General features: G+C 70.8%; 17 protein-coding genes. 6 read left to right on the top strand and 11 right to left on the bottom strand.

Going from position 1 to position 18,849, the window contains the following annotated elements; genetic code table 11:
- Positions 1 to 2 precede the first annotated feature (2 nt).
- The 4 genes from ACFXC1_RS36470 to ACFXC1_RS36485 form a co-directional block, all read right to left on the bottom strand.
- Entirely contained in the window at positions 3 to 920 is a 918-nt protein-coding gene (locus ACFXC1_RS36470) for a hypothetical protein (RefSeq protein WP_381251130.1), read from the bottom strand.
- Positions 921 to 933: 13 nt separating this feature from the next.
- On the bottom strand, positions 934 to 1,230 hold the full coding sequence (locus ACFXC1_RS36475) for a DUF4193 domain-containing protein (RefSeq protein WP_005481602.1): 297 nt from the start codon (positions 1,228 to 1,230) through the stop codon (positions 934 to 936).
- Between the two features lie 395 nt (positions 1,231 to 1,625).
- Positions 1,626 to 2,858, bottom strand: a complete 1,233-nt coding sequence (locus ACFXC1_RS36480) for a sensor histidine kinase (protein ID WP_381251132.1) — start codon at positions 2,856 to 2,858, stop codon at positions 1,626 to 1,628.
- 7 nt (positions 2,859 to 2,865) lie between these two features.
- A complete protein-coding gene (locus ACFXC1_RS36485; RefSeq protein WP_010983842.1) occupies positions 2,866 to 3,519 on the bottom strand; it encodes a response regulator transcription factor in 654 nt (217 codons plus the stop codon).
- Positions 3,520 to 3,934: 415 nt separating this feature from the next.
- Here ACFXC1_RS36485 and ACFXC1_RS36490 point away from each other — a divergent pair, with 415 nt between their 5' ends.
- Positions 3,935 to 4,108, top strand: coding sequence for a hypothetical protein (locus ACFXC1_RS36490; RefSeq protein ID WP_019072956.1), 174 nt, complete (start codon positions 3,935 to 3,937; stop codon positions 4,106 to 4,108).
- A 343-nt stretch (positions 4,109 to 4,451) separates the two neighbouring features.
- Here ACFXC1_RS36490 and ACFXC1_RS36495 read toward each other — a convergent pair whose 3' ends face one another.
- Together ACFXC1_RS36495 and ACFXC1_RS36500 are read right to left on the bottom strand one after the other, a co-directional pair.
- The gene (locus tag ACFXC1_RS36495; RefSeq protein WP_381251135.1) at positions 4,452 to 5,267 is read right to left on the bottom strand and encodes an inositol monophosphatase family protein; all 816 of its coding nucleotides are present in this window, start codon (positions 5,265 to 5,267) and stop codon (positions 4,452 to 4,454) included.
- A gap of 8 nt (positions 5,268 to 5,275) precedes the next feature.
- On the bottom strand, positions 5,276 to 6,403 hold the full coding sequence (locus ACFXC1_RS36500; RefSeq protein WP_381251136.1) for a ferrochelatase: 1,128 nt from the start codon (positions 6,401 to 6,403) through the stop codon (positions 5,276 to 5,278).
- Positions 6,404 to 6,628: 225 nt separating this feature from the next.
- Between ACFXC1_RS36500 and ACFXC1_RS36505 the strand changes: the two genes are divergently transcribed.
- The 3 genes from ACFXC1_RS36505 (at position 6,629) to sepH (ending at position 10,654) form a co-directional block, all read left to right on the top strand.
- On the top strand, positions 6,629 to 7,879 hold the full coding sequence (locus ACFXC1_RS36505) for an MFS transporter (protein ID WP_381251138.1): 1,251 nt from the start codon (positions 6,629 to 6,631) through the stop codon (positions 7,877 to 7,879).
- The gene (locus ACFXC1_RS36510) at positions 7,839 to 9,158 is read left to right on the top strand and encodes a D-arabinono-1,4-lactone oxidase (RefSeq protein WP_381251140.1); all 1,320 of its coding nucleotides are present in this window, start codon (positions 7,839 to 7,841) and stop codon (positions 9,156 to 9,158) included. The genes ACFXC1_RS36505 and ACFXC1_RS36510 overlap by 41 nt, the downstream gene beginning before the upstream one ends.
- A gap of 470 nt (positions 9,159 to 9,628) precedes the next feature.
- A complete protein-coding gene (gene sepH, locus ACFXC1_RS36515; RefSeq protein ID WP_381251142.1) occupies positions 9,629 to 10,654 on the top strand; it encodes a septation protein SepH in 1,026 nt (341 codons plus the stop codon).
- A 68-nt stretch (positions 10,655 to 10,722) separates the two neighbouring features.
- Here sepH and ACFXC1_RS36520 read toward each other — a convergent pair whose 3' ends face one another.
- A complete protein-coding gene (locus ACFXC1_RS36520; protein WP_381251144.1) occupies positions 10,723 to 11,574 on the bottom strand; it encodes a sulfurtransferase in 852 nt (283 codons plus the stop codon).
- A 317-nt stretch (positions 11,575 to 11,891) separates the two neighbouring features.
- On the opposite strand from ACFXC1_RS36520, the gene ACFXC1_RS36525 reads away from it, so the two are divergent.
- Entirely contained in the window at positions 11,892 to 12,695 is an 804-nt protein-coding gene (locus ACFXC1_RS36525; RefSeq protein WP_381251145.1) for a VOC family protein, read from the top strand.
- A 69-nt stretch (positions 12,696 to 12,764) separates the two neighbouring features.
- Here ACFXC1_RS36525 and ACFXC1_RS36530 read toward each other — a convergent pair whose 3' ends face one another.
- The 4 genes from ACFXC1_RS36530 to ACFXC1_RS36545 form a co-directional block, all read right to left on the bottom strand.
- Positions 12,765 to 13,412, bottom strand: coding sequence for a thymidine kinase (locus ACFXC1_RS36530; protein WP_381251146.1), 648 nt, complete (start codon positions 13,410 to 13,412; stop codon positions 12,765 to 12,767).
- Between the two features lie 53 nt (positions 13,413 to 13,465).
- Positions 13,466 to 14,656: an alkaline phosphatase family protein gene (locus tag ACFXC1_RS36535; RefSeq protein WP_381251148.1), complete on the bottom strand. Its 1,191-nt coding sequence runs from the start codon at positions 14,654 to 14,656 to the stop codon at positions 13,466 to 13,468.
- Positions 14,656 to 15,243: a DUF5998 family protein gene (locus tag ACFXC1_RS36540; RefSeq protein WP_381251150.1), complete on the bottom strand. Its 588-nt coding sequence runs from the start codon at positions 15,241 to 15,243 to the stop codon at positions 14,656 to 14,658. Before ACFXC1_RS36540 ends, ACFXC1_RS36535 begins: the two co-directional genes overlap by 1 nt.
- Positions 15,244 to 15,361: 118 nt before the next feature.
- Entirely contained in the window at positions 15,362 to 18,169 is a 2,808-nt protein-coding gene (locus tag ACFXC1_RS36545; RefSeq protein ID WP_381251152.1) for a bifunctional acetate--CoA ligase family protein/GNAT family N-acetyltransferase, read from the bottom strand.
- 187 nt (positions 18,170 to 18,356) lie between these two features.
- Between ACFXC1_RS36545 and ACFXC1_RS36550 the strand changes: the two genes are divergently transcribed.
- Positions 18,357 to 18,638: an HPr family phosphocarrier protein gene (locus tag ACFXC1_RS36550; RefSeq protein WP_019072943.1), complete on the top strand. Its 282-nt coding sequence runs from the start codon at positions 18,357 to 18,359 to the stop codon at positions 18,636 to 18,638.
- Positions 18,639 to 18,849 lie beyond the last annotated feature (211 nt).

Here is an 18,849-nt window from a genome sequence, read left to right on the forward strand (position 1 = left end):
GCCTAACGACCGAGCTCCTTCGGGATCTCGCCCATTCTGAGCGGGTCCGGCGGGGTCTCCAGGGGCGGGAGCTCGGGCAGCGCGTCCCAGGGCACCTGGGCCTTGCGCAGGTCCTTGCGGATGCGCTCGGCGAGTTTCTTGGTGTCCCGGCGGTTCATGACCGCTCCGACGGCGGCGCCGACCATGAAGGGCATCAGATTCGGCAGGTCGCGGACCATGCGTTTCATGATCTGCTGGCGCAGTTCGCGCTTCATGTGGCCGTTCAGCGCGGCGCTCATGGTCGACGGCTTGGTCACGTCGATACCGCGCTCCCCGGACCAGGAGTTCAGATACGCGGTGCTGCGCTGCCTCAGGTCACCGGGCGGACGGACGCCGTAGACCTCGTACAGCTCTGCGATGAGCTTCAGCTCGATCGCGGCGACGCCGGTGATCTCGGCGGCCAGTTCGGTGGGCATCGCGGGCGGGACGGGCAGCATCGCCGCGGCACCGATGCCCGCGCCGACGGTCGACGTCGCGTTGGCCGCGCCCGCGACCAGCTTGTCGGCGAGCTGCTCGGGGCCGAGGCCCGGGAACTGCCGCCGAAGCGCCTGAAGGTCCCGTACGGGGATCCGCGGGGCTATGTCGATGATTCGGTCGGCGAGGTACGCCAGGCCCGCCCTGGCCCGGCTGCCGCCCTTACGGACGCCTTCCCTGGCCTTGTCCCGGATGACCGCCACCCGTCGTCTGGCGACGGGGGCGGCTGCGGGAACGTCGGCGGGCACCAGGAGGTCAGCCCGGTCGGCCGCCGGTTCGAGCGAGGCTGATCCCTGTTCGGATGAGCCCCGCTCGTCGTCACGCGCGCCATGAGGGCCGTCGGCCGGCCCTTCGTCCGCTCCCTGCTCGAGGGAGCGGCGCTTCCAGGGTGGGGTCGAGCCAGTCACGGCCGACCCCTCCTCAGTCGCAGTCGCGGCAGATCGGCTGGCCGTTCTTCTCGCGGGCCAGCTGGCTGCGGTGGTGCACCAGGAAGCAGCTCATGCAAGTGAACTCGTCCTGCTGCTTGGGCAGCACCCGGACGGCCAGCTCCTCGTTCGAGAGGTCCGCTCCGGGCAGTTCGAGGCCCTCGGCCGCCTCGAATTCGTCGACGTCCACTGCGGAAGTCGACTTGTCGTTCCTACGCGCCTTGAGCTCTTCAAGGCTGTCCGAGTCGACGTCGTCGTCGGTCTTGCGTGGGGTGTCGTAATCCGTTGCCATGTCGCGCTCTCCCCCTCTGGGTGTCTGCGGTGTCTCCAGCGCACGTAACGCGTGAGAGGCCGGACTTGTGCCCGACCTGAGGCGGAGATTTTGCCTCACATCAAGGTCTGTTACTCAATCGACACCCAACCGGACCCCTCAAGAGTGATCGGCTTGGATGGCGAAGGGGACCGTACACGGTCCCAATGCCGCTCTTCAAAGGCACCTCACCGTGTACTTCCCGTGATCAAGACCCCTGAAAACCCGGATTTTCCCGGCTTTCCGACAGGGTGCATGATCACGGAGAGTAGATGCCCCGAAAATCGTGCTTGTGATCGATCACACACAAGAGTGCCGGAGAAGCGGCCAGAAAATTCCGCGCAAAGCGAACATCCTCGTGTGTCGGCGACATGATCTCAGATGGGCAGGGTGACTCGCATCACGAGCCCACCCCCCTCGCGGGGCTGGGCCGAGATATGGCCACCGTGTGCGCGCGCCACGGACCGCGCGATCGACAGACCGAGGCCCACACCCTTGTCGCTGCCCGTTCGCTCCGTACGCAGCCGTCTGAAGGGCTCGAAGAGGTTGTCGATCTCGTACGCCGGGACCACCGGACCCGTGTTCGAGACGATCAGCACCGCATGGCCGTGCTGCACCTCGGTGGTGACCTCGACCCAGCCGTCCTCGGGCACGTTGTACCGCACCGCGTTCTGCACCAGGTTGAGGGCGATCCGCTCCAGGAGTACGCCGTTGCCCTGGACGACGGAGGGCTTCCGCTCGCCGCGGATGACCACGCCCTTGGCGGCCGCCTCGGCGTGCACCTGGTCGACGGCCTGCTCGGCGACCTCGGCGAGGTCCACGGGCTTGCGCTCGACGATCTGGTTGTCGCTGCGGGCGAGCAGCAGCAGACCCTCGACGAGCTGCTCGCTGCGCTCGTTGGTGGCCAGCAATGTCTTTCCCAGCTGCTGAAGTTCCACAGGTGCCCCGGGATCGGACAGATGCACTTCCAGGAGCGTGCGGTTGATCGCCAGCGGGGTGCGCAGCTCGTGGGACGCGTTCCCCACGAAGCGCTGCTGGGCGGTGAAGGCCCGCTGCAACCGGTCCAGCATCTCGTCGAAGGTGTCCGCGAGCTCCTTGAGCTCGTCGTCCGGGCCGTCCAGTTCGATCCGGCGGGACAGGTCCGAGCCGGCCACCGCGCGGGCGGTCCGGGTGATCCGGCCCAGCGGGGACAGCACCCGGCCCGCCATCGCGTACCCGAAGGCGAAGGCGATGATCGCGAGGCCGAGCAGGGCCAGCAGCGAGCGGCTGAGCAGGTCGTCCAGGGCGTGCTGGCGCTGTTCGTTGACGCACTGGTCCATCGCGTTGTTGAGCGTGGTCGCCGACGGCTCGGACGGGAAGTTGCAGGTGCTGCTCCCGACCGAGCCGGAGATGACCTTGAAGGGCAGCTCACTGCCCACGTTCAGCGCGTGCGCCGCGAGCAGGTAGATGATCGACAGCAGCAGGATGCCGGCGATCAGGAACATCCCGCCGTACAGCAACGTGAGCCGTATGCGGATGGTGGGGCGCAGCCAGGGGAACGGTGGTTCGGGCCTTCTGGGGTCCCACGTGGGCTTCGGGGGCGCCTGGGGAGGCGCGGGAGTGGTCGCCACAGCGGACTCAGATCCGATAGCCGGAGCCGGGCACGGTGACGATGACCGGCGGCTCGCCGAGCTTGCGGCGCAGCGTCATGACCGTCACCCGCACGACGTTGGTGAACGGGTCCGTGTTCTCGTCCCAGGCCTTCTCCAGGAGCTGTTCCGCGGAGACGACGGCGCCCTCGCTGCGCAGCAGCACCTCCAGGACGGCGAACTCCTTGGGGGCGAGCTGGACTTCCTTGCCGTCGCGGAACACCTCGCGGCGGTTCGGGTCGAGCTTGATGCCGGCGCGCTCCAGGACGGGCGGCAGCGGCACACTCGTACGGCGGCCGAGGGCACGCACGCGTGCCGTCAGCTCGCTGAACGCGAAGGGCTTGGGCAGATAGTCGTCGGCGCCGATCTCCAGGCCCTCGACGCGGTCGCTGACATCGCCCGACGCGGTGAGCATCAGCACGCGGGTGGGCATGCCGAGCTCGACGATCTTGCGGCAGACGTCGTCGCCGTGCACGAGCGGGAGGTCGCGGTCGAGGACGACCACGTCGTAGTCGTTGACGCCGATGCGCTCCAGGGCGGCCGCACCGTCGTACACGACGTCGACGGCCATGGCCTCCCGGCGCAGTCCGGTGGCCACCGCATCGGCGAGCAGCTGCTCGTCCTCGACGACGAGTACGCGCACGTCGCTTGTCCTTCCTCTGTCCACCCGCGTAGCGCGTCTCGGCGCACGCGGGCAGGGTCTTCGTGGCTGTGTGACCTCCATCCTGCCCTTTTCGGCCATAAGTCGGCTGTAAGGCGGCGGGGCGCGAGATGAAGGTCGGGTATGAGGCCCGGGAATGCGGGATTTTCTCGATGGGTTGAGGTTTCCACCGGAGGGACTGCGGGGAGGACGGCTTTACACCCCGCGATCACGCTCTGCATGTGGCAAGCCACCTTGTGGTACGTCCAACGCTTCCGCAGAGCGGGCGTGGGTGTCCGGCACCGTCGCCGCCCAGCCAGGGCAGCGCTGGGCACCCGCATCCGCAGACGTGATCGCCCCTTCCGAACGGCACACCCCCGTGCCACCCGACCCACGACCCAGGACGAGGGGGCGCAGCATGGACGCATTCACCGCAGGACTTCTGCAGCGCATAAGGGCGACCGAGACCGACCTGACGCGGGCTCGCGACGAGGGCGACGACTTCCTCGTCGAGGTGGAACAGGCCGAGCTCGACGACCTGCGCCGCCTGGCCGCCGACCACGGTGTGGAGGTCAGCGCGACGAGCGTCTGATCAGCGCAAACAGCAGAAAAGCAGGACCCCGGCGAATCCAGCGCCGGGGTCTTGCTGCTTTCCGCGCCCACCACAACCCACGGTGAGGGCCCACCAACTCCCACTGTCCCCACGCGCCGGCCGAGAGGGAGCCGTAGGGGCGCGCCGGTGTCGACAGGGCGTGGGGGCCCCTCCCGCTCGAGCGAAGCCGAGAGTGGGGGAGCGCGGAGGCGCGCAGCGCCGAGCACGGTGGGCCTCTCGACACCGGCTTGAAGCGCCCCGAAGGCGACCGAACCAAAAGAGGTGCGAACGGCGCCTTCTCAACACCGGCCCACCTCCCCGGCACCCCCTCAACACCGCCCCGTCAGTCGTGCCAGGCCCCGAAGTCCTCCAGCAGCCTCTGAAGCGGCTCGAACACCCCCGGACTCCCCGCCACCGCCAGATCCCGTCCGGGCCGCTCTCCGGGCCGTCCACCGGTCAGGGCGCCCGCCTCCCGGGCGATCAGGTCTCCCGCGCCGAGGTCCCACGGGTTCAGCCCCCGCTCGTAGAAACCGTCCAACCTCCCCGCGGCCACATCGCACAGATCAACGGCCGCCGAGCCGCCCCGCCGGATGTCCCTCAGCAACGGGATCAACTTCCGCGCCACATCGGCCTGATGGACCCGCACCTCGGTGACGTAGTTGAAGCCGGTCGACACCAACGCCTGCTCCAGGGGCGGCGCGGGCCGGCACGCGAGCCTGCGTTCGCCCTCCCACGCGCCCGTGGCCCACGCCCCGCCGCCGAGCACCGCGTGGAACGTCTCGCCGCGCATCGGGACCGCGACGACCCCGGCGACGGTCTCGCCGTCCAGCTCGGCCGCGATGGAGACGGACCAAGTGGGCAGTCCATACAGGTAGTTGACCGTGCCGTCGAGCGGGTCGATGACCCAGCGGACACCGCTGGTGCCGGTGACGGAGGCACCTTCCTCGCCCAGGAACCCGTCGTCGGGCCGCTGTTCGGAGATCAGATCGGTGATCAGTTTCTCGGCCGCGATGTCCATCTCGGTGACGACGTCGATCGGGCTGGACTTGGTGGCGGCGACCGCGAGGTCGGCCGGGCGGCCGTCCCGCAGCAGCGCGCCGGCCTTGTGGGCGGCTTCCTGGGCGAGTGCCAGCAGTTCCTGGTGCAGGGGGTCGGTCACGGCGCTCCTCATGCGTAGGGGCTGTCGGCGCCCGCGGCGGCGGGACGCGAGGCACGGGCCGGGCAGCAGCCGACCGGGCAGAGGTTGTGGCTCGCGCCGAGGGCGCCCAGGGCGCAGGGGGTGACCTGGCGCCCGCTCTCCACGGCGGCGCGCTCCAGGACCAGCTCGCGGACTGCGGCGGCGAAGCGCGGGTCGTCGCCCACGGTGGCCGACCGGCGTACGGGCAGGCCCAGTTCCTCGGCCTTGGCCTTGGCCTCCGTGTCGAGGTCGTAGAGGACCTCCATGTGGTCGGAGACGAAGCCGATGGGTGCCATGACGACCGCGGGGACGCCGGCCGCGTGGCGCTCCTCCAGGTGGTCGCAGATGTCGGGCTCCAGCCACGGGATGTGCGGGGCGCCGGAGCGGGACTGGTAGACGAGCTGCCAGGGGTGGTCGATTCCGGTGCGCTCGCGGACCGCGTCGGCGATCAGCCGGGCCACGTCCAGGTGCTCCTCGACGTACGCCCCGCCGTCTCCGTGGTCCTCGACCGGGCCGGAGCTGTCGGCGGCGGCGGTCGGGATGGAGTGGGTCGAGAACGCGAGGTGGGCGCCGTCACGGACGTCCTCGGGGAGGTCGGCGAGGGATTCGAGCACCCCGTCGATCATCGGTTCCAGGAAGCCGGGGTGGTTGAAGTAGTGCCGCAGCTTGTCGATCCTCGGCACCTCCAGCCCCTCGGCCTCCAAGGTGGCCAGGGAGTCGGCGAGGTTCTCCCGGTACTGGCGGCAGCCCGAGTAGGAGGCGTAGGCGCTGGTGGCCAGGACGAGGATGCGGCGGCGGCCGTCGGCGACCATCTCGCGCAGGGTGTCCGTCAGGTACGGGGCCCAGTTGCGGTTGCCCCAGTAGACCGGCAGGTCCAGGCCGTGGTCCGCGAAGTCCTTGCGGAGGGCGTCCAGGAGGGCGCGGTTCTGGTCGTTGATGGGACTGATCCCGCCGAACAGGAAGTAGTGCTGCCCCACTTCCTTGAGGCGTTCCTTGGGGATGCCTCGCCCGCGCGTCACGTTCTCCAGGAACGGAACCACGTCGTCCGGGCCTTCGGGGCCGCCGAACGAGAGCAGGAGCAGGGCGTCGTAGGGAGTGGCATCGAGCGCGTCTGGCATGTCTCCGATCCTGCCACCCGCCACTGACAGCCGGGAAACGGAGGGGTGCCGGGCCGCGAACCCGGGGCTTCCGGGGCGGTGTGTGTGGGAGGCAGTACGGGCGGGTGCATCGGGCCGGACCTGCTCGTAAGCTGTATCAGCCGCATTCGCACCTTACTGAGCCGTCATCACATCACCGCCGCACCACCACCGAGCCGCCACCGCGCCCTTCGACCGGAGTCACCCGTGCCCAGCCCCTATCGCGCCCTGTTCGCCGCCCCCGGCTCCAAGGGCTTCTCCGCCGCGGGGTTCCTCGGCCGGATGCCCCTGTCGATGATGGGCATCGGCGTGGTCACGATGGTCTCCCAGATCAACGGGCGCTACGGCCTAGCGGGCGCGCTGTCGGCCACCATCGCGCTGGCCGCCGCCGCGATCGGGCCGCGGATCTCGCGGTGGGTTGACCAGTACGGGCAGCGGCGGGTGCTGCGTCCGGCGACGCTCGTCGCGCTGACCGCGGCGGCCGGGCTGCTGCTGGCCGCCCGCTTCGGGTGGCCGGACTGGGTGCTGTTCGTGTGCGCCGCCGGTATCGGCTCGGTGCCGAGTCTGGGCGCGATGGTCCGCGCACGCTGGGCGGCCGTCTACCGGGGCACCCCGCAGCTGCACACAGCGTACTCCTTCGAGTCCGTGGTGGACGAGGTGTGCTTCATCTTCGGGCCGATCATCTCCATCGGGCTGTCCACGGTGTGGTTCCCGGAGGCGGGCCCGCTGCTGGCCGCCTGCTTCCTGCTGGCGGTCGGCGTCTTCTGGCTGACGGCGCAGCGCGCCACCGAGCCCGCGCCGCACCCGCGCGTGCGGGGCGCCGAGGGCGGTGGCTCGGCGCTGCGGGCGGCCGGTCTCCAGGTGCTGGTGGCCACCTTCGTGGCGACCGGGGCGATCTTCGGGGCGGTCGATGTGGTCACCGTGGCGTTCGCCGACGAGCGGGGTCACAAGGGCGGCGCGAGTGTGGTGCTCGCCCTGTACGCGGCGGGGTCCTGTGTGGCCGGAGTCGTGTTCGGGCTGCTGCGCTTCCGGGGAGCGCCCGAACGCCGGTGGCTGCTGGGCATATGCACGATGGCCGTGAGTATGATCCCCCTCCTACTGGTCGGAAACTTGCCGCTTCTGGCCGTGGCGCTGTTCCTTGCGGGACTGTCCATCGCACCCACGATGATCACGACGATGTCCCTCATAGAAGAGCACGTACCTCGCGCGAAGCTCACCGAGGGCATGACCTGGGTGAGCACCGGCCTGGCGGTCGGGGTCGCGCTCGGTTCCTCGGTCGCCGGCTGGGTGATCGACGCAGCCGACGCGCGGGCCGGGTACGGGGTTCCGGTGGTCGCCGGAGCCGTCGCGGTCGCGGTCGGTTTCCTCGGGTACCGCCGGCTCAGCAGACCGGCACCGGGTCGGGGAGGCACCGTTGTTGGGCACCACAGCGAGCGCGAAGAACGGCACGTGGCGTAACTGGGGCGGGACCGTAGCGTCCCGGCCCGCGCGGGAGGTCACGCCCGCCTCCGTCGAGGAACTGGCCGCGGCCGTCCGGAGGGCCGGCGAGGACGGTCTGACGGTGAAGGCCGTCGGCAGTGGGCACTCCTTCACATCGATCGCCGCCACGGACGGTGTGTTGATCCGCCCTCAACTGTTGACGGGCATCCGCAACATTGATCGCGATGCGTTGACGGTCACGGTCGAGGCGGGCACCCCGCTCAAGAGACTCAACATGGCTCTCGCGCGCGAGGGCCTGTCGCTCACGAACATGGGCGACATCATGGAGCAGACGGTCTCCGGGGCGACCAGCACCGGCACCCACGGCACCGGACGCGAGTCGGCCTCCATAGCCGCCCAGATCAGGGGACTTGAACTGGTGACGGCGGACGGCTCGGTGCTCACCTGCTCCGCGAAGGAGAACCCGGACGTCTTCGCGGCGGCACGGATCGGCCTCGGCGCCCTGGGCGTCGTCACCGCGATCACCTTCGCCGTGGAGCCCGTCTTCCTGCTCACGGCCCGCGAGGAGCCGATGACCTTCGACGAGGTCACCGGACGCTTCGACGAACTCTGGGCCGAGAACGAGCACTTCGAGTTCTACTGGTTCCCGCACACCGGCAGCACCAACACCAAGCGCAACAACCGCAGCGCGGGCCCGGAGCAACCGGTGGGCAAGGTGGCCGCCTGGTTCGAGGACGAGTTCGTCTCCAACGGCCTCTGGCAGGTGGCCAACTGGGTCGGCCGCGCGGCACCCGCGGCCATTCCGACTATCGCCCAGATCTCCACCCGGGCCTGGTCCACGCGGACGTACACGGACATCCCCTACAAGGTCTACACCTCGCCCCGCCGGGTGCGGTTCGTCGAGATGGAGTACGCTGTCCCGCGCGCGGCCCTGGTGGACACGCTGCGGGAACTCAAGGCGATGGTCGACCAGTCCGACTTCAGGGTCAGTTACCCGGTGGAGGTCCGTACCGCGCCGGCGGACGACATCGCCCTGTCCACCGCCTCCGGCCGGGACAGCGCCTACATCGCCGTACACATGTACAAGGGCACGCCGTATCAGGCGTACTTCACCGCCGCCGAGCGCATCCTCACCGCGCACGAGGGTCGGCCGCACTGGGGCAAGGTGCACACCCGGGACGCCGAGTACTTCGCCGGGGTCTATCCGCGCTTCGCCGAGTTCACGGCGCTGCGGGACCGGCTGGATCCCGAACGGCGGTTCCAGAACGAATACTTGCGGAGGGTGCTGGGGCAGTAGCCGACGAGCCGTCGGGCGCGGCGGGCGGGGAATCGGCCGGAGCCGGTTCCCCGCGACGTGCGGGACGCTCGGACCGTTCCGTTTCGGGCTATTGCGTGAAGTACGCCACTTTCAAGATCGCCCGAACCCCGCTCCGGACCGTCAAGTCCCGCCCCCCGCAGGAAGTTGGGTGGCGTGCCAATCCACGCACGTGGTCCAAATGGAGTACTGTTGCGAGCCCTGGGTGCGGTCTCCCGCCAGGGCGTCCGCGGCCTTTTGGACCGCCCAGAGGGGGCCAGTTGCACAGGGTGACGTAGTTGGTCACTTAGCGTTGCGAATAGGTAACCGTGCCATAACGGCGAGTTCGGGCCCCTGCCCGACACGCCGGGCAACTCGGCAAGGTTGTGGCAGGCTGCACCCGGGCAGGCCACACTCGACTAGCGGAAGCAGCGACGCACGTGACGTCGGCAGGCACCACCCGGGAGGTCCCCATGCCCGAACTGCGTGTCGTGGCCGTCTCTAACGACGGCACACGGCTGGTGCTGAAGGCTGCGGACAGCACGGAGTACACGCTTCCGATTGATGAGCGTCTGCGCGCCGCCGTACGCGGCGACCGTCCCCGCCTCGGCCAGATCGAGATCGAGGTGGAGAGCCATCTCCGCCCCCGAGACATCCAGGCACGTATACGTGCCGGCGCCTCCGCGGAGGAAGTCGCGCAACTCGCCGGCATCCCCGTGGACCGGGTGCGCCGCTTCGAGGGCCCCGTGCTCGCCGAGCGTGCCTTCATGGCCGAGCGTGCCCGGAAGACCCCTGTTCGCCGCCCCGGTGAGAACGCCGGACCCCAGCTCGGCGAGGCCGTGCAGGAACGGCTGACGCTGCGCGGTGCCGAGAAGGACACCGTCCAGTGGGACTCCTGGCGCCGCGACGACGGCACCTGGGAGGTCCTGCTGGTCTACCGGGTCGCGGGCGAACCGCACTCGGCGAGCTGGACGTACGACCCGCCCCGGCGGCTCGTCCAGGCCGTCGACGACGAGGCGCGCTCGCTGATCGGCGAGTCCGACGACCTCTCCGCCACCCCAGAGCCCAGCTTCCCGTTCGTCCCGAGGATCGCCCGGCTGCCGCGCGACCGCCCGCTCGACCGTGCCCTTGAGCGGCCGGAGCGTCCCGCGCTGCCGTCGCCCGAGGTGGTCGAGGAGAGCGAGCGCGACTCGCTGACCAGCCTCCTGGAGGCGGTACCGAGCTTCCGCGGCGACATGGTGGTCCCCGAGCGCCCCTCGGAGGCCCCTGAGGAGCCCGTCGAGGAACCGGAGGCGGAGGAGCCCCCGGCGCCTGCGGCCTCGGCCGGTTCGGCCTACGCGGACGTCCTCATGCCCCGCTCCGTCGGTGCCCACCGCGACCGGCTCATCGGCTCCACCGACCGCCAGGCCGAGGCGGACGGCGTCCGCCCGGGCCGCAGAGCGGCGGTCCCGAGCTGGGACGAGATCGTCTTCGGGACAAGAAGGAAGAAGCAGGAGTAGCAGGACAGTTGCTCGTAGGCGAGGGCCCGCTGCAGGTTCGGCAGCGGGCCCTCGTCGTCGTACGGGCGTTACTGGGGATCTGGGCCCACGGCGACCGGTCGCTCCGGGTCCGCAGACCACTCCGACCAGGAGCCGACGTAGAGACCGGCCGGAATGCCTGCCACCGCCAGGGCCAGCACCTCGTGGGCGCCCGAGACACCCGAGCCGCAGTAGACGCCGACGCCCGTCCCCTCCGTGGCGCCCAACGACTTGAAGCGGGCGCCCAGTTCCTCCGCCGGGAGGAAGCGGCCGTCGGTGCCCACGTTCTCGTTGGTCGGCGCGGACACGGCGCCCGGGATGTGGCCGCCGACCCGGTCGATCGGTTCCACCTCCCCCCGGTAACGCTCCCCCGCGCGGGCGTCGAACAGGACCCCACTGCGGGCCAGCGCGGCGGCTCCGTCCGCGTCCAGGAGCTGCACGGCACCCGGCTCCGGCGTGAAGTCGCCCTCGGCCGGCGGCGGCGCGTCGGTCTCCAAAGGACCCTCCCAAGAGGGAAGGCCGCCGTCGAGGACCCGCACGTCCGGGTGACCCGCCCAGCGCAGCAACCACCACGCGCGGGCCGCCGCCCAGCCTTGGCCGCCGTCGTACACGACGACCGAGCGGTCGGCGAATACACCCGCTCGGCGCATCGCGGCGCCGAAGCTCGCGGTGTCGGGGAGGGGGTGCCGGCCGCGGGTGCCGGGGGCCGAGGCCAGCTCCTGGTCGAGGTCTACGTAGACGGCGCCCGGGATGTGCCCGGCCGCGTACTCGGCGCGTCCGTCGAAGGGCGGTTCACCTGCGGCCTTGGCGACGCTGAGCTGCCAGCGGATGTCGAGGAGGACCGGCGGGTTCGTCCCGGCCAGATCGCTCGCCAGTTCGGATGCGGAGATGATGGCGTTCATGGCCACCATCCTCGCGCAAGGGGTGGCCGACACGGCCGGGTCCGACTACTCTGCCCGCCGGACAGTCTCGATCACGAGGCGTACGGGATCGAGCACATGGTGTACAACCGATGGACACCCCACGGCAATCAACCAGAAACGGACGAGGGGCCACAGACCGGGCATCCTCAGTACGTGAGCCGCCCGTCGACGGCGCGGCCGGGGCGCGCGGCGCCGCAGGGGGTGCGAGCATCGGCTCGGGGCGTGACGCGGCTGCGGCACGCGGATCCGCAGTGCGGAAGAAACGGCCACCGCGAGGGGCCGAGGAGAAGGTGACGATGACCGAGGCACGGGGGTCGGCCGGCCTGAACGGCGACACGCACACTCGGCGTACGCAGGGCACACCCTGCTGGGTGAGTCTGATGGTGCACGGCATGACGACGACTCAGGAGTTCTACGGAGAGCTGTTCGGTTGGGAATTCCAACCCGGCCCCCATCAGCTCGGCCCCTACGCGCGGGCCCTGCTCGACGGGCAGGAGGTCGCCGGCATCGGCCAGCTGCCGCCCGACCGGCATCTGCCCATCGCCTGGACGCCGTATCTCGCCTCTGACGATGTGGACCAGACGGCCGAGACGGTACGGATGTGCGGCGGCACGGTCGGGGTGGGCCCGCTGGACGCGGCCGAGGCGGGCCGCCTGGCCATCGGCTCCGACCCGTCCGGGGCGGTGTTCGGCATCTGGCAGGTCGCGGAACACCTCGGTACGTCCATCACGGGTGTCCCCGGCACCCCCGCCTGGAACGAGCTGCTGACGTTCGAGACCGCGAGCGTCGCCAAGTTCTACGAGGCGGTGTTCGGCTACGAGGAGGTCCCCGTCGAGTCCGCCGACCTCGACTACGTCACCCTGAACCTGGACGGCACCCCGGTCGCCGGCATCCACGGAGTCGGCACGGCCCTCCCCCGCGACCGGGGCCCGCACTGGATGACGTACTTCGAGGTCGCCGACACGGACGAGGCCCTGCGCCGCGTCACAGACCTCGGCGGCCACACCCTGGAACCAGCCCACGACAGCCCCCACGGCCGCGTGGCCACGGTCGCCGACCCCGAGGGCGCGATGTTCTCGTTGATCCAGGAGCCGCGCTAGCTCTCCGAGTCGCTTCCGGTGCGGTGCGACGCAGCGACTGTCCGCATCGTTGAACGATTCTACGGAGAACTAGGCCGACGTCATCGGCAGTACATCCGGTGACAGCGCCGCCGCCCGTGCCGTAGCCGATGTCATGCGGCGGCGGTGGTGGCGGCGGCACAGGACCTCGTAGCCGATGGCCTCCGCCTGGTTGACGTCGCCTACGACGACCTGGGCGCCCTCGACGACCATCTCGCCGCCTATCGTGCGGGCGTTGTGGGTGGCGCGGGCGCCGCACCAGCAGAGGGCCTCCACCTGGAGGACCTCGACGCGGTCGGCGAGTTCGACCAGGCGTTGGGAGCCGGGGAAGAGCTTGGAGCGGAAGTCGGTCGTGATGCCGAAGGCGTAGACGTCCAGGCCCAGGTCGTCGACCACGCGCGCGAGTTGGTCGATCTGGACGGGCGCCAGGAACTGTGCCTCGTCGGCGATGACGTAGTCCGCGCGGCCGCCCTGGGAGAGGTGGTCGACGAGATACCCGTACAGGTCCTGCTCGTCCTCGACCTCCACCGCGTCGGTGACCAGGCCGAGGCGTGAGGAAAGCTTTCCCTCGCCCGCGCGGTCGTCCCGCGTGAAGATCACCCCTGCCAGGCCGCGCGCCGAGCGGTTGTGCTCGATCTGGAGCGCCAGGGTCGACTTCCCGCAGTCCATCGTTCCGGAGAAGAACACCAGCTCGGGCATGGGAAGTTGAGCACCTTTCGGCGAAGAGGGCGAAGCAGGGGGACGGTGGGGCTTCAGGAGCGTACTTCGAGCAGGGGGACCAGCTGTTCGGCAGGGGTCATGGAACCGTGGTTGCCGACCATCGCCGACTCCTTCGGCTCCCGCTCGGACGCGATGACCAGGACGTCGTCCCGGGCCGCCACGATCACGTCGCCGAGACGGTCGTAGACCCGCCGGTCGACCGTCGGGCCGAACCAGCCCGCCGTGATCGCCTCGTCCCGCGAGGCCACCCAGAACTGTTCGCCGAGCACCTCGCGCCAGCAGGTCAGTACGTCGTTCTCGGCGCCCCGGACCGCGTAGACATGGCGTGCGCGGCCCTCTCCGCCCAGCAGGGCGACCCCGGCGCGCAACTCCCAGTCCGCGTCGAAGTCGATGCGGTGCTCCTCGTCGAAGGGCACGTCGATCATGCCGTGGTCGGCGGTGACGTACAACGCGCTGCGCGGCGGCAGTTGCTCGGCGAGGCGCTGGACGAGCCGGTCGACGTACATGAGTTGGCCGCGCCAGGTGTCGGAGGCGACGCCGTAGCGGTGACCCGCGCCGTCGAGTTCGGCGTAGTACGTGTACACCAGAGAGCGGTCCCCGGCGGCCAGTTGCTCGGCCGCTAGGTCCATGCGCTCCTCGCCGGTCAGCCGTCCGAGGAACGTTCCGCCACTGAGCGCGACCTTCGTCAGCGGGGTGTTCTGGAAGGTGGGCGACGACACCTGGGCGGCGTGCACGCCCGCGTCCTGGGCGAGTTGGAAGATCGTGGGGTACGGCTGCCAGGACTTCGGCTCGGTCCACGGCTGCCAGCGCAACTGGTTCATCAGCGCGCCGGTGTCCGGGTTGCGCACGGTGTAGCCGGGCAGACCGTGCGCGCCGGGCGGCAGGCCGGTGCCGACGGAGGCGAGGGAGGTCGCGGTGGTCGCCGGGTAGCCGGCGGTGAGCGGGCGTCCCGTGCCGCCGCGCGAGCTGCCGAGGAGCGCGTGCAGATAGGGCGCCTCGTCGGCATGGTCCTTGATCTGCTCCCAGCCGAGGCCGTCGACCAGGAAGACACAGTTGCGGTCGGCCGCGGTCAGTTCCGGGATCGCCGCGGCCGTGCCGGGTACGCCCATGCCTGCGGCCAGGGTGGGCAGCAGGTCGGCGAGGGAGCCGGAGCCGTACTCGGGGACGGGCGCGGAGGCTACGGCGAGAGGTTCGGGGAGGTCCCAGGTTGCGGGCTGCGCCATCAGCGGGGAACGTCCGCGGTCGCCTCGGAGAGCGACTGCGCGAAGGCGAGGGTCTGCTGCACCGTCTCCGGGCCGTCCCCGGCCTCGCTGACGCGCAGGCTCAGGTCGTCCGCCGTCGAGTTGCCCGTGTAGCCGTGGTCCGCCTCGCAGTTGGGGTCGCCGCAGGCGGCCGGCTCCAGGTCGATCCGGGAGACGGCGCCCCAGCCGATGGTCAGCACGACCTCGCGGGGCGGTGTGCCCGGCTTGTACGACTCCGGGTTGGCGACCACGCGGCTGAGCACCACCGACGAGATCCGGCCGATCTTCACGGACTCCGTGGACGTCGTGGCGTACGGCGTCGGGGAGGTGGTGTCGGCGGCCTGCTCGTCGGTGTGGCTGACGATGAAGCGGTTGCCGGTGAGGACCAGCACGGTCACATGCCGGCGCACCTCGTTCTGGTCGAACGTGGTCTCCTGGTGGACCAGGAACGACCGGATCGGCTCGCCGCCCACGGCGGCCTCCACCGCCTCGGCCACGAGGGCCGGGTAGTAGCCGCTGCGCTCGATCGCCGCACGCAGCCCCTGGGTCGTCGTACTGGTCTTGGCCATGACGTCCATCCTACGGTGGCCCACTGACTGCGAGGCACCGCCGAGCACGGTCTTGTCACAGCCGTCTCAGTACACGGGACCAGCCCCCGGAAGCGGCTGTCCGCGCGCGGGAGGTCCGTCAGTAGACGGGAAGCGTCCTCGGGCCGAGGTCGTCGCGGACCGGCGGCGGGGCCAGGCGGACGGAGGCGCCGAGCACGCTCAGGCCGTGCGCGGCGACGACCACCGGCTCCAGGGTCACCGCGACCACCTCGGGATGGTCGTCGACCAGCCGCGACACCCGCAGCAGCAGTTCCTCCAGGGCAGGCGTGTCCACGGGCGTCGAACCGCGCCAGCCGAACAGGAGGGGTGCCGTCCGGATCGACCGGACCAGCGAACCGGCCTCCCGGTCCGTGACCGGAACCAGCCGGTGCGCGGTGTCCCCGAGCAGCTGCGAGGCGGCTCCGGCGAGCCCGAACGACAGCACGGCCCCCGCCGCCGGATCGATGACGGCCCGTACGACGGTGTCGACCCCGCGCGGCGCCATCCGCTGCACCACCGGCCGCAGTTCCTCCGGCCTGCCGAACAGCTCGCCCAACTCGGCGTACGCGCGCCGCAGTTGCTCCTCGTCGGCGAGATCCAGGCGTACGCCGCCCAGGTCCGCGCGGTGGCGCAGGTGCGGGGCGGTGGCCTTGAGGGCGACCGGGTAGCCGAGGGTGCGGGCGGCCTCGGCGGCGGCATCGGGGGTGGGAGCGGGCAGCGCGCGGTGGACGTCGACGCCGTACATTCCGAGCAGTTCGCAGGTCTCGTCGACGCCGAGCGTGAGGCCCTGCCCGCGCGCGAGGAGCCCGCCGATCAGCCCGGCGGCCCCCTTCTCGTCGATGTCCTCGTACTCGGGCACCCGGCCGGGGTCGACGGCCTCGCGCCGCCACTGGGCGTACTTCACGGCTTCGGCGAGGGCGCGGACCGCGCGTTCGGCGGCGGGGTAGGCGGGGATGAGGCCGGCGCCTTCGGGGGCCTGCACTTCGGTGGAGGGTCGTTCCGCGGGGCGAGGGGTGTCCCCTCGCTTGGAGGCCGCCCGCGGTGCCGTGCTCATCGCGGCCGACAGCGCCGCCGCGAGTCCCCCGAGTTCCACGTGCACCACCAGCACGGGCTTCCCGGGGACGGTCTCCGCCGCCGACCGCAGCGCCTCCGCCAGCGCCGTGTCCTCCGCGGGCCCCTCCCCCACCGCGGGTATCGCGGTCACGACAACCGCGTCGCAGGAGTCGTCGGCCAGCGCTTTCGACAGCGCCCGGTGGAAGTCCGTCGCTGTCGCAGCCGTCGTCAGATCCACCGGAGGCGTCGGGCGCAGCCCCTCGGAGAGGCACGCGTCGTACGTCAGGAGTCCCAGTGACTCGGAGTTCCCGACGATCGCCACGCGCGGCCCGCCGGGCAGCGGCTGGCGCGCGAGCAGCAGCCCGGTGTCGACGAGTTCGGTGATCGTCTCGACGCGGATCACGCCGGCCTGGCGCAGCAGCGCGGACACCGTGGCGTGCGGCAGGCGTGTCGCGCGTACGGCGTGCCCCTGGGGGGCGGATCCGGCGCCCTGGACCACGACCAGCGGCTTGGCCGCCGCGGTGCGCCGGGCGAGGCGGGTGAACTTGCGGGGGTTGCCGATCGACTCCAGGTACATGAGGGCGACGTCGGTGTCGGGGTCGTCGTACCAGTACTGGAGGACGTCGTTTCCGGACACGTCCGCGCGGTTGCCGGACGACACGAAGGTGGAGACTCCCGTGACACCGGTGACCCCGCCGCCGCGCCGGTGCAGCCGGGAGAGGAGGGCGATGCCGATGGCGCCGGACTGGGCGAACAGGCCGATGCGTCCGGGGCGCGGCATCTCGGGAGCGAGGGACGCGTTCAACCGTACGTCTGCTGCCGTGTTGATGACCCCGAAGGCGTTCGGCCCGATGATCCGCATGCCGTACGTGCGCGCGTGCCGGACGAGTTCGCGCTGGCGCTCGCGTCCCTCGGGGCCGCTCTCGGCGTACCCGGCGGTGACCACGACGAGCCCCTGCACCCCGTGTTCGCCGCACTCGGTGACGACCTGGGGGACGTGTTCGACCGGGACGGCGACGACAACGAGGTCGACAGGGCCTTCGATGTCGCGCACGGAGCGGTGGGCCGGCACGCCGTCGAGTTCCTTCTGCCCTTCGGGGAAGGCCTTGTTCACGGCGTACAGGCCGCCGGTGAATCCGGCGTCCCTGATGTTGTCGAGAACGCTGCGGCCCACCCCTCCGGGGGTACGTCCGACGCCGACGACGGCGACCGAGCCGGGCACCAGCAGCCGTCGTACGGACCGTGCTTCGGCGCGCTGCTCCCGCGCGCGCTGCACGGCGAGGGACCTGTCGGTGGGTTCGAGGTCAAACTCCAGGCGTACGACGCCGTCCTCGAAGCTGCGCTTCTGGGTGTAGCCGGCGTCCGTGAACACCTTGATCATCTTGTTGTTGGCGGGCAGCACCTCGGCGGCGAAACGGCGGATGCCGCGCTCGCGGGCGACGGCCGCGATGTGCTCCAGGAGGGCGGAGGCGACGCCCCTGCCCTGGTGCGCGTCCTGCACCAGGAAGGCGACCTCGGCCTCGTCGGCGGGGGCGGAGGCCGCACGCCCGTCGGCACTAATGCGGTCATAGCGTACGGTGGCGATGAACTCGCCGCCGACCGTGGCCGCGAGTCCCACCCGGTCCACAAAGTCGTGGTGCGTGAAGCGGTGGACATCCTTGGCGGACAGGCGAGGGTACGGCGCGAAGAAGCGGTAGTACTTCGACTCGTCGGAGACCTGCTCGTAGAAGCTGACCAGGCGATCGGCGTCGTCGACGGTGATGGGCCTGACGCGCGCGGTACCTCCGTCGCGCAGCACGACGTCGGCTTCCCAGTGGGCGGGGTACTCGTGCCGGTCCGACGAGGTCTGCTGCATGGGCCCCAGCGTACGGCTCGCGTACGACAACGGCGCGAGGCAGTCTGTGGGGAAAGCAGCGAGGGGAAGTGGGGCCGAGGCCGCGGTCCGACACCCCTTTCCGGACGGTCCACGAGGCCGCTCCGGGCTCGCTTCACGTGTGGGAAACTGGTCTAGACAACCCTGAGACTCTGAAGGGCAGCATCACATGGCTGAGCGCCGCGTCAACGTCGGCTGGGCGGAGGGCCTTCACGCCCGTCCCGCCTCCATCTTCGTCCGGGCCACCACGGCCGCAGGTATCCCCGTGACGATCGCCAAGGCCGACGGCAACCCCGTCAACGCGGCCTCCATGCTCGCGGTCCTGGGCCTGGGCGCCCAGGGCGGCGAGGAGATCGTCCTCGCGTCGGACGCCGAGGGCGCGGACGCGGCCCTCGACCGGCTGGCGAAGCTGGTCGCGGAGGGTCTCGAAGAACTCCCCGAGACCGTCTGAGCCCCCCTTTGCGCCTAAACCGGCGCCGCTCTCGCGGAGGTGGTTGCGCTCCGTCGGGGTTCCCCAATTGATGGTTGCGGTGCTTTTCTCCGCAAAACCATGTACGCAACCTCGAAGGGGGCGGCCGACGAAACCGGGGCGCCCCATCGCGATGCCATTAAAGGCGCCCGGAAAAAAACGCCCCCCCGAACCACGTATAGGGGTGAGGTGG

The sequence above is a fragment of the Streptomyces hokutonensis genome (genome assembly GCF_042751305.1).
Taxonomy (GTDB): domain Bacteria; phylum Actinomycetota; class Actinomycetes; order Streptomycetales; family Streptomycetaceae; genus Streptomyces; species Streptomyces hokutonensis_A.

Excerpts from the sequence above, each read along its gene's own strand:
- ACFXC1_RS36545 (WP_381251152.1), bottom strand. The coding sequence starts at position 18,169 with ATGCAGCAGACCTCGTCGGACCGGCACGAGTACCCCGCCCACTGGGAA.
- ACFXC1_RS36535 (WP_381251148.1), bottom strand. The coding sequence starts at position 14,656 with ATGGCGCAGCCCGCAACCTGGGACCTCCCCGAACCTCTCGCCGTAGCC.
- ACFXC1_RS36525 (WP_381251145.1), top strand. The coding sequence starts at position 11,892 with ATGACCGAGGCACGGGGGTCGGCCGGCCTGAACGGCGACACGCACACT.
- ACFXC1_RS36475 (WP_005481602.1), bottom strand. The coding sequence starts at position 1,230 with ATGGCAACGGATTACGACACCCCACGCAAGACCGACGACGACGTCGAC.
- ACFXC1_RS36500 (WP_381251136.1), bottom strand. The coding sequence starts at position 6,403 with ATGCCAGACGCGCTCGATGCCACTCCCTACGACGCCCTGCTCCTGCTC.
- sepH (WP_381251142.1), top strand. The coding sequence starts at position 9,629 with ATGCCCGAACTGCGTGTCGTGGCCGTCTCTAACGACGGCACACGGCTG.
- ACFXC1_RS36540 (WP_381251150.1), bottom strand. The coding sequence starts at position 15,243 with ATGGCCAAGACCAGTACGACGACCCAGGGGCTGCGTGCGGCGATCGAG.
- ACFXC1_RS36490 (WP_019072956.1), top strand. The coding sequence starts at position 3,935 with ATGGACGCATTCACCGCAGGACTTCTGCAGCGCATAAGGGCGACCGAG.
- ACFXC1_RS36530 (WP_381251146.1), bottom strand. The coding sequence starts at position 13,412 with ATGCCCGAGCTGGTGTTCTTCTCCGGAACGATGGACTGCGGGAAGTCG.
- ACFXC1_RS36550 (WP_019072943.1), top strand. The coding sequence starts at position 18,357 with ATGGCTGAGCGCCGCGTCAACGTCGGCTGGGCGGAGGGCCTTCACGCC.
- ACFXC1_RS36520 (WP_381251144.1), bottom strand. The coding sequence starts at position 11,574 with ATGAACGCCATCATCTCCGCATCCGAACTGGCGAGCGATCTGGCCGGG.